Source organism: Pseudonocardia hierapolitana, from assembly GCF_007994075.1.
In the GTDB taxonomy this organism is placed as follows: Bacteria; Actinomycetota; Actinomycetes; order Mycobacteriales; family Pseudonocardiaceae; genus Pseudonocardia; species Pseudonocardia hierapolitana.
This window is the reverse complement of the sequence record NZ_VIWU01000001.1, coordinates 3,076,849-3,091,024: the sequence shown is the minus strand read 5'-3', so window position 1 is coordinate 3,091,024 and position 14,176 is coordinate 3,076,849. Positions and strand designations below refer to the sequence as shown.

The 14,176-nt window shown below is 72.2% G+C and carries 11 protein-coding genes; 9 read left to right on the top strand and 2 right to left on the bottom strand.

Translation table 11 applies throughout. The features are described from left to right. The first annotated feature begins 214 nt into the window (after positions 1-214). The 5 genes from FHX44_RS14760 to FHX44_RS14740 all read left to right on the top strand — a co-directional run bounded on the left by FHX44_RS14760 (position 215) and on the right by FHX44_RS14740 (position 6,046). Positions 215-1,894: an ABC transporter substrate-binding protein gene (locus tag FHX44_RS14760; protein ID WP_147256329.1), complete on the top strand. Its 1,680-nt coding sequence runs from the start codon at positions 215-217 to the stop codon at positions 1,892-1,894. A 72-nt stretch (positions 1,895-1,966) separates the two neighbouring features. After that, positions 1,967-2,971 carry an ABC transporter permease gene (locus tag FHX44_RS14755; RefSeq protein ID WP_147261182.1) on the top strand — a complete coding sequence of 335 codons (1,005 nt, stop codon included), beginning with the start codon at positions 1,967-1,969 and terminating at the stop codon, positions 2,969-2,971. Further along, a complete protein-coding gene (locus FHX44_RS14750) occupies positions 2,968-3,891 on the top strand; it encodes an ABC transporter permease (RefSeq protein WP_147256328.1) in 924 nt (307 codons plus the stop codon). The genes FHX44_RS14755 and FHX44_RS14750 overlap by 4 nt, the downstream gene beginning before the upstream one ends. Further along, the gene (locus tag FHX44_RS14745) at positions 3,888-4,916 is read left to right on the top strand and encodes an ABC transporter ATP-binding protein (RefSeq protein ID WP_147256327.1); all 1,029 of its coding nucleotides are present in this window, start codon (positions 3,888-3,890) and stop codon (positions 4,914-4,916) included. Before FHX44_RS14750 ends, FHX44_RS14745 begins: the two co-directional genes overlap by 4 nt. Before the next feature lie 5 nt (positions 4,917-4,921). Further along, positions 4,922-6,046 (top strand): ABC transporter ATP-binding protein, encoded by a 1,125-nt coding sequence (locus tag FHX44_RS14740; protein WP_147256326.1) that lies wholly within the window; start codon positions 4,922-4,924, stop codon positions 6,044-6,046. A 235-nt stretch (positions 6,047-6,281) separates the two neighbouring features. Here the strand turns inward: FHX44_RS14740 and leuA are convergent, their stop codons facing one another. Beyond that, a complete protein-coding gene (gene leuA / locus FHX44_RS14735; RefSeq protein ID WP_147256325.1) occupies positions 6,282-8,078 on the bottom strand; it encodes a 2-isopropylmalate synthase in 1,797 nt (598 codons plus the stop codon). A 280-nt stretch (positions 8,079-8,358) separates the two neighbouring features. Between leuA and FHX44_RS14730 the strand changes: the two genes are divergently transcribed. Continuing rightward, the gene (locus tag FHX44_RS14730) at positions 8,359-8,661 is read left to right on the top strand and encodes a hypothetical protein (RefSeq protein ID WP_147256324.1); all 303 of its coding nucleotides are present in this window, start codon (positions 8,359-8,361) and stop codon (positions 8,659-8,661) included. Here FHX44_RS14730 and FHX44_RS14725 read toward each other — a convergent pair. Next, positions 8,621-10,834: a helicase-associated domain-containing protein gene (locus FHX44_RS14725; RefSeq protein WP_147256323.1), complete on the bottom strand. Its 2,214-nt coding sequence runs from the start codon at positions 10,832-10,834 to the stop codon at positions 8,621-8,623. The genes FHX44_RS14730 and FHX44_RS14725 overlap by 41 nt on opposite strands. Before the next feature lie 81 nt (positions 10,835-10,915). On the opposite strand from FHX44_RS14725, the gene FHX44_RS14720 reads away from it, so the two are divergent. The 3 genes from FHX44_RS14720 to FHX44_RS14710 all read left to right on the top strand — a co-directional run bounded on the left by FHX44_RS14720 (position 10,916) and on the right by FHX44_RS14710 (position 14,168). Then, positions 10,916-11,617 (top strand): hypothetical protein, encoded by a 702-nt coding sequence (locus FHX44_RS14720; protein ID WP_147256322.1) that lies wholly within the window; start codon positions 10,916-10,918, stop codon positions 11,615-11,617. A gap of 161 nt (positions 11,618-11,778) precedes the next feature. Further along, a complete protein-coding gene (locus FHX44_RS14715; RefSeq protein WP_147256321.1) occupies positions 11,779-13,044 on the top strand; it encodes an aspartate kinase in 1,266 nt (421 codons plus the stop codon). A gap of 5 nt (positions 13,045-13,049) precedes the next feature. Then, complete coding sequence (locus tag FHX44_RS14710; protein ID WP_147256320.1) at positions 13,050-14,168, top strand: aspartate-semialdehyde dehydrogenase; 1,119 nt, start codon at positions 13,050-13,052, stop codon at positions 14,166-14,168. Positions 14,169-14,176 lie beyond the last annotated feature (8 nt).

The following is a 14,176-nucleotide window of genomic DNA, read 5'->3' as shown; positions in this document are numbered from 1 at the left end:
GCGGTCCCGGGACAATCACCCGACTGCACCAGCCTGCGTTCGCTGTGGAGGGACGCCCACGGGCCGAAGGATGCCCGCCGCGTACGACATTCCGACCCGGCCGGCGTCACCTGATCGTTAGAGGCCGTAGCGGAACCGTGACTCGATGAGCTACCGGCAAGTGTCACGGCCGCACTAGTTTCCAGCGGGTCTCCTACGAAGAGGTGTTGCCCGGATGAGATCAGCCGCCAGACGAATCTCGGCCGCGTGCGTGGCCGGTGCGCTCGCCATCACCCTCGCCGCGTGCGCCGAGTCCCAGCGCGACTCCGGCGATGAGCAAGGCGGAGCCGGTGCCACCGGTGGGACGATGGTGTTCGGCGCTGCCGGTGCCCCGCGCAGCTTCGACCCGCTGTTCGCCCAGGACGGGGAGACGTTCCGGGTCTCGCGGCAGATCTACGACACGCTGATCACGTACAAGCAGGGCACCTCCGAGCTCACGCCCGGGCTCGCGACCGAGTGGTCCCCCAGCCCGGACGGCACCGAGTGGACGTTCACCCTCCGGGAGGGGGTCAAGTTCCACGACGGAACGGACTTCAACGCCGAGGCCGTCTGCTTCAACTTCAACCGCTGGTTCAACCTCCCCTCGGCGGCGGCGCAGAGCCAGGCGATCTACTACTACGAGCTGTTCGGCGGGTACGCGAACAACCTCACCGACGACACCACCGACCCCGTCTACAACTCCTGCCAGGCGCCGAACCCGACCACCGCGGTCGTCAAGCTGAACAGGGCCAAGGGCGCGTTCCCGGCGGCGTTCGGGCTCACCTCCCTGTCGATTTCCAGCCCGGCCGCGCTCCAGCAGTACAACGGGGACGAGGTCACGCAGAGCGGTGAGTCGTTCGCCTACAGCTCGTACGCGATGGAGCACCCCACGGGCACCGGCCCGTTCCGCTTCGAGAGCTACGACCGGACGAACCAGACCATCACGCTGGCCCGCAACGACCAGTACTGGGGCGAGCCGGCCAAGCTCGAGCGGCTCATCTTCCGCGTGATCCCGGACGAGAACGCCCGCAAGCAGGAGCTGCAGGCCGGCACGATCGACGGCTTCGACTACCCGTCCGCGGCCGACTGGCCGTCGCTGGAGCAGGCGGGGTTCCAGGTCCTCGTCCGGCCGGTGTTCAACATCCTCTACCTCGGGATCAACCAGAAGAACCCGGCTTTGCAGGACGTCCGGGTGCGCCAGGCGATCGCGCATGCGCTCGACCGCGAGTCGATGGTGCGCAACCAGCTGCCCGAGGGCGCGGTCGTGGCCACCCAGTTCATCCCGGACACGGTCAGCGGCTACAACCCGGACATCGCACCGATCCCCTACGACCCGGAGCGGGCGCGGGCACTGCTCGCCGAGGCGGGGCAGTCGAACCTGACGCTCAACTTCTACTACCCGACCGAGGTCAGCCGGCCCTACATGCCCAACCCGACCAACATCTTCACGGCGCTCGCGGAGAACCTGCGGCAGGTCGGGATCACCGTGAACCCGGTGGCGCGGCCGTGGAACGGCGGGTACCTCGACGACGTCCAGGTCAACGGCGTGCAGGACCTGCACCTGCTCGGCTGGACCGGTGACTACAACGACGCAGGCAACTTCATCGAGGGCTTCTTCGGCTCGCCGGGCCCCGAGTTCGGGCTCACCCTCCCCAAGGACGCGGCGATCGTCGACAGCATCGCCAAGGCGGACGCCACCGTGGGCGAGGAGGCGCACGCCGCCGCGTACCGGGACGCCAACCGGATCATCATGGAGCAGCTGCCGGGTGTGCCGCTGTCCAGCTCGCCCCCCGGGATCGTGGTGAGGCAGGGCGTGAACGGTCTCATCCCCTCGCCCCTCACCGATGAGCGGTTCCTCACGGTCAGCGTCGACTGAGAGGAGCTCCGAGTGGCACCGCCCTGCTGGGCGGTGCCACTCTCGGCGTCCTGGTTCGACGGAGGGGGGATGATGCTGCGCTTCGTGGTGCGGCGCCTGCTGCAGGTGATCCCGACGCTCCTGCTGCTGTCGATCGTGGTCTTCGCATGGCTGCGGTCGCTTCCGGGGGGACCGGCGTCGGCGCTGCTGGGCGACCGGGCGACTCCCGAGCGGATCGCGGAGCTCAACCGGGTGATGGGGCTCGACCAGCCGATCTGGGTGCAGTACTTCCGGTTCCTCGGTCGCGTGGCCACCGGCGACTTCGGCACGTCGTCCATCACCGGGCAGCCGGTCATGGACGAGATCGGCCGCGCTCTGCCGGCCACGATCGAGCTGTCCGTCGCCGCCCTCGTGATCGCGGTCGGGTTCGGCATCCCGCTCGGGTACGTCGCGGCGCGCTACCGCGGCCGTCCGCTGGACGTCGCCACGGTGATCGCCACGCTCGTCGGTGTGGCCGTGCCGGTGTTCTTCCTCGGGTACGTGCTGAAGGACGTCTTCGCCGTCGACCTCGGCTGGTTCCCGCCTTCGGGCCGGCAGTCGGTGGCGGTCGACGCCACCAACGTCACCGGCTTCGCGGTGCTCGACGGGTTCCTCACCCGTGAGTTCGACGCGAGCCTCGACGCGCTGCGTCACCTGGTGCTGCCGGCGATCACGCTCGCGACGATCCCGCTCGCGGTGATCGTGCGGATCACCCGCGCCTCCGTGCTCGACGTGCTCGGATCCGACTTCGTCCGGACAGCGAACTCGAAGGGCCTCGCGCCGGGCACGATCCGCGGCCGGCACGTGATGCGCAACGCGCTGCTGCCGGTGTCCACGACGATCGGGCTGCAGGTCGGACTGCTGCTCGCCGGGGCCGTGCTCACCGAGCGGGTCTTCGTGTGGGGTGGCATCGGCACGCTGCTCGCCGACGCGATCACCTTGCGGGACTACCCGCGGCTGCAGGCGGTGCTGCTGCTCGGCGCCCTGATCTACGTGCTGGTCAACCTGCTCGTCGACCTCTCCTACGCGATCATCGACCCCCGGGTTCGGTTGTCATGACGACCACGTGGCTCGAACGGCGCCGAAGCCGCATCGACGACATCGCGGGCGGGCGCAGCCTCGGCGCCGAGGCGTTCCGGCGACTGCGCCGCGAGCCGGCCGCGATCGTCGGCGCGATCATCATCGGGCTCTTCGTGGCGGTGGCCGCCTTCGCGCCGCTCCTGGCCCCGCACGATGCCACCGCGGCCTTCCCCGAGCTGCAGGAGAACCTGCGCCCCGGCGCGATCCCCGGGCCGCAGGAGGGTTTCCCGCTGGGCAGCGATCAGCTCGGACGGGACTTCTTCTCCCGGATGATCCTCGCCTCCCAGCAGACGCTGCTCGTCGGCGTGTTCGCCACGCTCATCGGGCTGGTGTTCGGCATCGTGATCGGCACGGTGGCCGGCGCGTTCGGTGGCTGGGTGGACACGCTGCTCATGCGGATCACCGACGTGCTGCTGGCGATCCCGAGCCTGCTGCTCGCGATCTCGGTGGCGGCGCTGGCGGCGAGCCCGTCGCAGACCACGGTGATCATCGCGGTCTCGATCGTGAGCGTGCCGATCTTCGCGCGGCTGCTCCGGGGGTCGATGCTCGCCCAGCGCCACAGCGACCACGTCGTCGCGGCGACCGCACTGGGCGTCAAGCGGCCCGCCGTCGTGATGCGGCACATGCTCCCGAACGCGATCGGTCCGGTGATCGTGCAGGCCACGCTCACGCTCGCGACCGCGATCCTCGATGCGGCAGCGCTGTCGTTCCTCGGTCTCGGCGACGCCGATCCCGGCCGCGCCGAATGGGGGCTCATGCTCGCCCAGGCCCAGACCTACCTCGACGTCCGGCCCGCACTGGCGTTCTACCCTGCGCTCGCGATCATCGTCGTCGCGCTGGGTTTCACGCTGCTCGGCGAGTCGCTGCGCGAGGCCATCGACCCGAAGGGGCGCCGATGACGGCCGCGCACCGCGCAGACGACACGCGCAGCAGCGGGCTGACGGCCGAGCCGCTGCTCTCGGTCCGTGACCTGCGCGTCACGTTCCAGCGCAAGGGCGAGCCCGAGACGGTGGCCGTCGACGGGGTCAGCTTCGACGTCGCGCCCGGGCAGGTGGTCGGCCTGGTCGGGGAGTCCGGCTGCGGCAAGTCGGTGACCTCGATGGCGATCATGCGGCTGCTCCCGGAACGCGGGGTGCGCGTGAGCGGCAGCGTCCTGATGGACGGCACCGACCTGCTGACGCTGTCCGACTCGCAGATGCGCGAGCGCCGTGGCCGGGACATGTCGATGGTCTTCCAGGACCCGCTCACGTCGCTGAACCCGGTGGTCCCGGTGGGGCTGCAGGTCACCGAGGTGCTGCGGCGCCACCGCGGGATGCGCAAGGAGGCGGCGCGCAAGGCCGCCGCGGAGCTGCTGGACCGGGTGGGGATCCCCGACCCGCGGCGTCGGCTCGACTCCTACCCGCACCAGCTCTCGGGCGGCATGCGGCAGCGAGCGCTGATCGCGATCGCGCTGGCGTGCAGCCCGCGGCTGCTCATCGCGGACGAGCCCACCACCGCGCTGGACGTCACCATCCAGGCGCAGATCCTCGAGCTGCTGCGCGAGCTGGTGCGGGAGACCGGCGCCGCACTCGTCATGATCACCCATGACCTGGGCGTCGTTGCGGGGCTGTGCGAGACGGTCAACGTGCTGTACGCGGGCCGGATCGTGGAGCGGGCCCAGCGGCACCGCCTCTTCAGCACGCCGCGGCACCCGTACACCCACGGCCTGCTGCGGTCGATCCCGCGGCTGGACAGCCAGAAGGGCGAGGAGCTCACGGCGATCCGGGGCTCGGTGGTCGACAACGTGCCGTGGGAGCACGCCTGCGCGTTCGCGCCGCGCTGCCCCCGGTCGCTGGAGCGGTGCATGGAGGTCACGCCGCTGGGCGAGACCTCCGGCGGGCGGCTGCTGCGTTGCCACAACCCGGTGCCTGCGAGCGCGGAGTGAGCGACATGGCGGAACCATCGAACGACCTCCTGCTGGACGTGCGCGACCTCGCCGTGCACTTCCCGATCAAGCGTGGTCTGGTGCTCGACCGCACCGTCGGCTACGTGTACGCCGTGGACGGGGTCTCGCTGCAGGTCCGCCGCGGCGAGACGTACGGGCTCGTCGGCGAGTCCGGCTGCGGCAAGTCGACCCTCGGGAGGGCGATCCTGCGCCTCGTCGACCCGACGGCCGGCACGGTGGAGTTCGACGGGGTCGACGTCGCGCAGCTCGCAGGTGAGCGGCTGCGCACCATGCGCCGACGCTTCCAGATGGTGTTCCAGGACCCGATGTCCAGCCTGGACCCCCGCCAGTCGGTGGAGTCGATGCTGCTCGAAGGGATCAAGGCCCACGGGCTGTCCCGCGGTCCGGAGGCCGACTCCGACCGGCTGCGGGAGCTCGTCGGCGCCGTCGGGCTGCCGGCGAGCGCCCTGCGCCGCTACCCGCACGAGTTCTCCGGCGGGCAGCGCCAGCGACTCGGGATCGCCCGCGCCCTGTCGGTGGAACCCGACCTGATCGTGGCCGACGAGCCGGTCTCTGCGCTCGACGTGTCCGTGCAGGCCCAGGTGCTGAACCTGCTCGGCAGGCTGCAGGCCGACCTCGGGCTGACCTACCTCGTGATCGCCCACGACCTCGCGGTGGTCCGGCACGTCAGCGACCGGATCGGCGTCATGTACCTGGGTGGGATCGTCGAGGAGGCCCCGTCGCAGGCGCTCTACGACGACCCGCAGCACCCCTACACGAAGGCGCTGCTGTCGGCGATCCCGGTGCCCGACCCCGAGCTGGAGGACCAGCGCGAGCGCATCCTGCTCACCGGCGACCTGCCGTCCCCTGCCGCCCCGCCACAGGGCTGCCGGTTCCACACCCGCTGCCCGTGGCGCCAGCCCACCCGCTGCGACTCCGAACGGCCCGAGCTCCGGGTGATCCCCGGCGGACCGGACGGGCACCGCGTGGCCTGCCACTGGGCCGAGGAGATCCGCAGCGGGGCGCTGCAACCCCACCGCGTGGAACCGGCCGCGGTGGCCGATGACGTGCTCGGGCCCGGCGCTGTGCCCGAGCACCCCGGCTCCGTCACGGAGATCCTGGGACGCTAGAACGAAGAACCCGTGAGTGGTTACGGGTACTGGTACAGGTTCTGGAGCACTCGTAACCACTCACGGGTCGGTGCTGGGCCGGCGTGGGGGATCGATCACGCCGGGCCGCTGCCACCCCGCGATCGGCGGGTCGGGCACCCACCGCAGGGTCGCGAATCCTCTGCCGAGAGGGATCGCCCCTCGGGAAGGAGTGGTTCCCGCGGCCACCTGTGGGCAGCGCGGGTGTGGCGGATGATCAGCGCATCGCGCGGTTGACCGCCGAGACGACGGCCTTGAGCGAGGCGCTCACGATCGAGCCGTTGATGCCCACACCCCAGAGCACGGTGTCCTCCACCGCGCATTCGACGTAGGCGGCGGCCCGGGCGTCGTCGCCCGCGGACATGGCGTGCTCGTGGTAGTCGAGCACCCGGACGTCGAAGCCGATGCCGGCCAGTGCGTCGACGAATGCGGCGATCGGCCCGTTGCCGCTGCCGGCGATCTCGTGGAGGTCGTTCTCGACGCGGACGGTCGCGACGATCTCGTCGTTGCCCTCGCCGTCGCTCGTGATCCGGTGGCGGATCAGCTTCAGCGGGGTGACCCGGTCGAGGTACTCCGACTCGAAGACGTCGCGCATCTCCTTGGGGGAGACCTCGCCGCCCTCGGTGTCGGTGACCTCCTGGATCACCCGCGAGAACTCCATCTGCAGCCGCCGCGGCATGTCCAGCTGGTGCTCGGCCTTCATGATGTAGGCGACGCCGCCCTTGCCGGACTGCGAGTTCACCCGGATCACGGCCTCGTAGGTGCGCCCGATGTCCTTCGGGTCGACCGGCAGGTAGGGCACCTCCCAGCGGAAGTCGTCGACCTCGACGCCGGCCTCGGCCGCGTCCGACTGCATCGCCTGGAAGCCCTTGTTGATCGCGTCCTGGTGGCTGCCGGAGAACGCGGTGTAGACCAGGTCGCCGCCCCAGGGGTGGCGCTCGGCGACGGGCAGCTGGTTGCAGTACTCGACCGTGCGGCGGATCTCGTCGATGTCGGAGAAGTCGATCTGCGGGTCGATGCCCTGGGTGAACAGGTTCATCCCCAGCGTCACCAGGTCGACGTTGCCGGTGCGCTCGCCGTTGCCGAACAGGCACCCCTCGATGCGGTCGGCGCCGGCCTGGAAGCCCAGCTCCGCGGCGGCGACGCCGGTGCCCCGGTCGTTGTGCGGGTGCAGAGACAGCACCACGGCGTCGCGGCGGTCCAGGTGCCGGTGCATCCACTCGATGGAGTCGGCGTAGACGTTCGGGGTGGCCATCTCCACGGTCGCCGGCAGGTTGACGATCATCGGCGACTCGGGCGTGGGCTGCCAGATCGCGCTCACGGCGTTGCAGACGTCCACGGCGTACTCGAGCTCGGTGCCGGTGTAGGACTCGGGGGAGTACTCGAAGCGCCAGTCGGTGGAGGGGTACTTCTCGGCGAACCGCAGCACCTCCTCCGCGCCGTCCGTGGCGATCTTGGTGATGCCGGCGCGGTCGGAGCGGAAGACGACGCGGCGCTGCAGGATCGAGGTCGAGTTGTAGAGGTGGACGATCGCGCGCGGCGCGCCCTCGCACGCCTCGTACGTGCGCTCGATCAGCTCCGGACGGGCCTGGGTCAGCACCTGGATCGTGACGTCGTCCGGGATCAGGTCCTGCTCGATGATCTCGCGGACGAAGTCGAAGTCGGTCTGGCTCGCGGCGGGGAATCCGACCTCGATCTCCTTGTAGCCCATCCGCACCAGCAGGTCGAACATGCGGCGCTTGCGGGCCGGGCTCATCGGGTCGATCAGCGCCTGGTTGCCGTCGCGCAGGTCGACGGCGCACCACAGCGGGGCCTTGGTGATCCGCTTGTCCGGCCAGGTGCGGTCGGGCAGCGATACCGGCTCCACCAGCTCGTGGAAGGGCCGGTAGCGGTGCACCGCCATGTGCGAGCCACGCTGCGGATTCCAGGGCGGCTGATCATCCGGAACCGGGCGGTCGGGCGTGCGCAGACGGCTGGCGGACGACGAGGTGTAGGCGTCGGGGGACGTGGTCATCGGGTGCTCCTGTGGTGGTGGGCCGATCTTCCAGGACCGGCGCACGCCACGACCCGCGACGAGGGGCCGGTCGGTCAGACCCCGCCGCGGCGGCGAAGGAGCAGGCGTGCCACGTGGTCGAGAGTAGCGCCGGGGTGGGGGAGTTCCGCAACCCACCCCTCTGCGGCATGCCCGGCCGGGGGCCCGAACCGCCGTCACCCGATCGGGTAATACCAGTCAGTAGCGCATGCCGGTGGGCCCCGTGGGAGCATGGCGTACAACGAGCCCGGGGAGGTCTCCAGTGGCAGTGGGGAGCACGGCACGGCGGGGTATCGACGCCCTCGGCAACGTGCTGCGGATCGTCGGCATGCTGATCGTCACCGTCCTCGTGGTGCACATCGTGCTCACGCTGCTCGGCGCCAACCCGGAGAACGGGCTGACGCAGCTGATCCGGGACGCCGCCGACACGTTCAACCTCGGCCTGAGCGACCTGTTCCTGCCCCAGGACCCGCGCCTCGGGGTGGTGCTGAACTACGGCACCGCCGCCCTCATCTGGTTCGTGATCACGACGGTGGTCGTGCGCCTGGTGCGACGCATCCCCTGACCGTCCCTACGCAGCGCCCGTGAGCCGGGGCCGCGAGCGCGGCCACGTCGATCGGATTGCCCGTCCACTGCTGTTCCGCGGGTGCGGGCGCCCGGCGGACCGGAGCGCGGGTGATCACCGCGGTGCCCGACGCGTCCTGCTCCACCGGCGAGTAGCCGGCCGAGCGCAGTGCTCCCATGACCTCGGCGGCCGGGCGATCGCTGACCAGGACCGTGTCGGTGAGCGGGCGCAGCCGCAGCGGGGCGAGCCCGCGCTGTGCCGCGAGCTCGGCGCCCAGTGCGGGGTCGGCTACCCGCACGCACGTCGCGACGGCGCACACCTGGACCTGACCGTGCCGGCGGGCGACGTCGCGGACGAGGTACTCCAGCGGCTGGGGGAGCGGGTGGTCGGCGGCGCTGGCGAGCGCCGCGAGCAGCCCGTCGGCGGTGTGGCCTGCGTCCAGCGCCCGCCGCACGCTCGCGGCCGTGAACCTCCAGACGGAGGTGATGTCGCGGCGCTCGGCATCGGCGACGGCGTCGAGCAGCCGTGTGAGCGGGGCTGCCGCGATGCCGGTGACGAGCGCGGTGAGGTCGGGCAGGAACGTGGCGGTGCCGGTGGGCGCCGGCAGGACGCCCGCGAGGGCGCGGCGCAGCGCGGCGTGCGGCTCGTCGGTGCGGACGGCGGCGAGCAGCTCGTGGCCGAGTGGGGTGAGCGCGCCGGTGGCGATCAGGCCGAGCAGCTCGGCCTCGGCGAGGGTGGCGCGCAGCTTGGCTGCGTCATCGGGGAGGCCGCGGTCCAACGGGGCCCGGTGGGCCAGTAGCTCGTGCACGGCGTCGAGGTCGACGAGGCCCCGGCCCGGGCCGTGTCCTTCCCGCCCCCCTGCCCTTCGGGCCCACCCCCCGAGCGTGGCCAGCGCGGCGAGGGCGCCGGAACGCATCCGCAGGTGTTCCGGGTGGCCGTAGGCCCGCACGAGGGCGGGCGCGGGTCGGCCCGACTCGTCGACGCGCAGGCTGGGGACCATCGGCAGCCGCCACCACGCGAGCAGGAGGCGGGCGTAGGCGTCGGCGGGCTCGGCCGCCAGCCACTCGTCGACGACCTCGGTGGGAAGCGCGACGCCGACGGGCGACTGGTGCCCGCGCCGCAGGCTGGTGCGTGCCGGGCCTTCGCGAGCGAGCGCGACGAGCCCTGCCGCGGCGGCGATCTCCAACCCGAGCCGGACGACCGTGAGGTCGGAACCGAGCTCCTTCGCCGCCCGCCGCAGCTCACGGACCCCGATGCCGCCACCCTGCACGGTGGTGAGCGGGCTGTGGTCCAGCAGCGTGACCAGCGACCGGACCGAATCCAGCGCCGCGACCGCCGCGTGCCCACCGGCCGCGCGCAGCTGCCCGGGATCGACGGGCGCGGTGGCCGGGCACGGCGGATGGGCGTCGAACGGTGCGTGGTACTCCGGCCCCCGCACGGCGAGCGCGACCTCCCGCGGCATCTCGGCGATGCCCCACTCGGTGGGTACCGCCCACCCCTGCAGCGCGAGCTGGCGGGCCACGTCGTGTGGCTCGACGGGCTCGCCGGGCTCGGGGAACTGCACACCCGACCGCCGGGGCCCGTGCCAGGCCAATTGCCGTACCGCCTCCGCGACCCGGGGACCGGCCCTGGACAGCCGGTCCGGCACCGCGCCCGGGTCGGAGAGGACGGCGACGACGGTGTCGATCCCGGCCCGCCCCAACCCGTGGACGCCGTGGTGGGCGCCGATGCGATCGAGCTGCTCGGCCGTGAGCCTGCCGTAGAGCTTGCGGCCCGAGCGGCCCAGCCCGAGCGGATCCGGGGAGATCGCTCCCCAGCCGCCGACCTGACGCACCCGTCCCTTCAGCGACCACGCGAGCGCCATCGAGGTGAGCTCGGCGACCGCGGCGTCCACCGCATCGGGGGCATCGGTGGCCCGGAGCAGGGCGTACAACTCCTCGCGCGACGCCGAGCCGCCGAGGGCGAGCAGGGCCTCGGCGACCTGCAGCGCGGGCTTGGAGAGCTCCGGCAGCGCCCGGTTGACCGAGGCCCGAGCCGCCAGCCGGTCGGCCAGCACGGCCAGATCCGTGGGCGCGGGGTGGCGCAGCACGTCGGGCCGGGCGCGCAGGATCGCCTCCAGCTCCGCTGTGCTCAGCGTGGCGAGCCACGCTGCCAGCCCGGCCGACCCGCTCATGAGCAGCAGGGTAGGCCGGTGCGCCGACAGATCCACCCTCTCCAGGAGCGCCCTGGACAGGGCCCTCCTAGGCTGCGGGCCGTGGCTCGTGAGGAGCGCGTCGACGTCCTGCGTCTGCAGTGGTACGTCGACAGCCGCCGCGAGCCGGCCGACGTGCCCGAGCGCTGGCTCGCGCTCTGCCGCCGGCACCTCCCGCAGGCCGTGCCCCGGCGGTTCGGCGCCACCGAACCGCTGCGCGGTCGGCTGGACCGCGACGGCGACACGGCCTTCGTGCGGGCGTACGCCGATGCGGACACGCTGCTCTTCATGGCGGGCGAGCCGCCCTGCCTCCACGCGAGTCTCGGCACGCCGCGGCGGCCCGTGCGGATCGGCCCCATGGCCACGCACCAGCTCGACGTCCGGTTGGACGCCGCCACCGCGGACCCTGCCGTCCGCGCGCTGTTCGAGGCGGCGGCGGAGGCGTTCGGCACCGTCTTCGCCTCTGCGTCGGTGCGGCGCGACCTGCTGTGGACCGGCCGCACGCTCGTCGTCGACCGGCCCGACCCGGACGAACAGCCCTTCCTCGCGCCGCTCGGCGAGTGGCTCGGCCTGCCGCCGCGCCCACCCCGGTGGGCCTGGTTCGGGCCGGGCTACCGACGGCTCGTGCCGCGGAGCTGGGAACGGGAGTGGGTGCCGCCGGACCTGATCGCCCGGCTCGCCGAACCGGATCCCGCGCGGCGGCGGGCGCGGCGGCTGCCCGGGGTGCTGGGCCGTTCGCCATGGTGGGTCTTCCGCCGCCCGTGAGCTGTGGCGTACCCCATTCCGGTCGGCGCCGCGAGCCCCGGCCGGTAGGGTGGGCTCCCGACCAGCACCCGGAGCGCACGTCCCCTGCGTGCGCGCACCTGCGGTGATGAGCCCCCAAGGCCGCGTCGGGACAGCCGCGCGGCCAGGACAGGAGGTCGGCGGTGGCCCTCGTCGTGCAGAAGTACGGCGGATCGTCCGTACAGGACGCGGACCGCATCAAGAAGGTCGCCGAACGGATCGTCCGCACGCACAAAGAGGGCAACGACGTCGTCGTGGTGGTCTCGGCCATGGGCGACACCACCGACGACCTGCTCGACCTCGCCGACCAGGTCTCCCCGGCGCCGCCGCCGCGCGAGCTGGACATGCTGCTCACCGCGGGCGAGCGCATCTCCAACGCGCTCGTGGCGATGGCGATCCACGCGCTCGGGGTGCAGGCCCGTTCGTTCACCGGCTCGCAGGCCGGCATGGTCACCACGTCCAGGCACGGGGACGCGCGGATCGTCCAGGTCAACCCGCAGCGGCTGCGCGAGGCGCTCGACGAGGGCGCGATCGTGCTCGTCGCCGGGTTCCAGGGCGTGAGCCAGGACTCGAAGGACGTCACCACGCTCGGCCGTGGCGGCTCGGACACCACCGCGGTGGCGCTGGCCGCCGCGCTGGAGGCGGACGTCTGCGAGATCTACACCGACGTCGACGGCATCTACAGCGCCGACCCGCGCATCGCCCCGGACGCGCAGCTGCTCGAGACCATCACCTACGAGGAGATGCTCGAGATGGCCGCCTGCGGGGCGAAGGTGCTGCACCTGCGCGCCGTGGAGTACGCCCGGCGCTACAACGTCCCGCTGCGGGTGCGCAGCTCGTACAACGACAAGCCGGGCTCGCTCGTCACCGGCTCGATCGAGGAGATCCCCATGGAGCAGGCGATCATCACAGGGGTCGCTCACGACCGGTCGGAAGCGAAGATCACCGTCGCCGACGTGCCGGACACGCCCGGCATGGCGGCCCGGATCTTCCGCACCGTGGCCGACGCCGAAATCAACATCGACATGGTGCTGCAGAACATCAGCCGCTCGTCGGCGCGGCGCACCGACATCACGTTCACCCTCCCGCGCACCGATGGCCCGCGCGCCGTCGCCGCGCTCACCGCGGCGCAGCCCGAGATCGGGTTCGCCGAGGTGCTGCACGACGCAGAGGTCGGGAAGGTGTCGCTGGTCGGCGCCGGGATGCGCTCGCATCCGGGCGTCACGGCCACGTTCTGCGAGGCGCTGTCCAGCGCCGGGATCAACATCGAGACCATGAACACCTCGGAGATCCGGATCTCCGTGCTCTGCCGGCCCGACCAGCTCGACACCGCGGTGAGCGCGCTGCACGCCGCGTTCGAGCTCGGCGGTGACGAGCAGGCCGTGGTGCACGCCGGAACGGGACGGTGACGGGAATGACCGACGAATTCGCCCATGAGCAGCACGGCCGCCACGAGCACGGGCGCCACGAGCGGGGCCCGGTGCTCGCGCTCGTCGGGGCCACCGGCGCGGTCGGCACCACGATGATCGAGATCATCGACGCGCGCGAGAACGTGCCGTGGTCGGAGATCCGGCTCGTGGCGTCGCCCCGGTCGGCCGGGAAGGTGCTGCGCGTGCGCGGGCAGGACGTCACCGTGCAGGCGCTCGCGCCCGAGGTGTTCGACGGCGTGGACGTCGCGCTCTTCGACGTGCCCGACGAGGTCAGCGCGCAGTGGGCGCCGATCGCCGCCGAGCGTGGCGCGGTGGCCGTGGACAACTCCGGCGCCTTCCGGATGGACCCCGACGTGCCGCTCGTGGTGCCCGAGGTCAACGCCGAAAAGGCGGCGGAGCGGCCGAAGGGGATCATCTCCAACCCCAACTGCACCACGCTGTCGATGATGGCCGCGATGGGCGCGCTGCACCGCGAGTTCGGCCTGGAGGCTCTGGTCGTGGCCTCGTACCAGGCAGCGTCCGGTGCGGGCCAGGGAGGCATCGACCGGCTCTACGCCGAGCTCGCGGCCCTGGCCGACAAGCCGGTCGGCGTGCGCGGCGGGGACGTCGCGGCCGCGCTGGCGGCCGCAGGCCTCGACCCGGCCGACTCGCCGTTCCCGGCGCCGCTCGCGCTGAACGTCGTGCCGTGGGCGGGTTCGCTCAAGGACGACGGGTGGTCGTCGGAGGAGCTCAAGGTTCGCAACGAGGCGCGCAAGATCCTCGGCATCCCGGACCTCAAGGTCTCCGCCACGTGTGTGCGTGTCCCGGTCGTCACCACCCACTCGCTCGCGGTGCACGCCACGTTCTCGCGTGAGGTGTCGGTCGAGGCGGCCCGCAAGGTGCTCGCCGAGCAGCCCTCGATCGTGCTGCGCGACGACCCCGCCGCGGGCCAGTGGCCCACCCCGGCCGACGCGGTGGGCGCCGACCCCACCTGGGTCGGCCGGATCCGGCAGGCGCTGGACTTCCCGAACACGCTCGAGCTGTTCGTCTGCGGCGACAACCTGCGCAAGGGCGCCGCCCTGAACACCTACGAGATCGCGGAGACGGTGGCGATCAGCCTCTGACCACCTCG

Bases quoted from the DNA above. Each gene is read 5' to 3' on its own strand.
- FHX44_RS14745 (WP_147256327.1), top strand. From the start codon at position 3,888: ATGACGGCCGCGCACCGCGCAGACGACACGCGCAGCAGCGGGCTGACG.
- FHX44_RS14710 (WP_147256320.1), top strand. From the start codon at position 13,050: ATGACCGACGAATTCGCCCATGAGCAGCACGGCCGCCACGAGCACGGG.
- FHX44_RS14740 (WP_147256326.1), top strand. From the start codon at position 4,922: ATGGCGGAACCATCGAACGACCTCCTGCTGGACGTGCGCGACCTCGCC.
- leuA (WP_147256325.1), bottom strand. From the start codon at position 8,078: ATGACCACGTCCCCCGACGCCTACACCTCGTCGTCCGCCAGCCGTCTG.
- FHX44_RS14725 (WP_147256323.1), bottom strand. From the start codon at position 10,834: ATGAGCGGGTCGGCCGGGCTGGCAGCGTGGCTCGCCACGCTGAGCACA.
- FHX44_RS14750 (WP_147256328.1), top strand. From the start codon at position 2,968: ATGACGACCACGTGGCTCGAACGGCGCCGAAGCCGCATCGACGACATC.
- FHX44_RS14755 (WP_147261182.1), top strand. From the start codon at position 1,967: ATGCTGCGCTTCGTGGTGCGGCGCCTGCTGCAGGTGATCCCGACGCTC.
- FHX44_RS14760 (WP_147256329.1), top strand. From the start codon at position 215: ATGAGATCAGCCGCCAGACGAATCTCGGCCGCGTGCGTGGCCGGTGCG.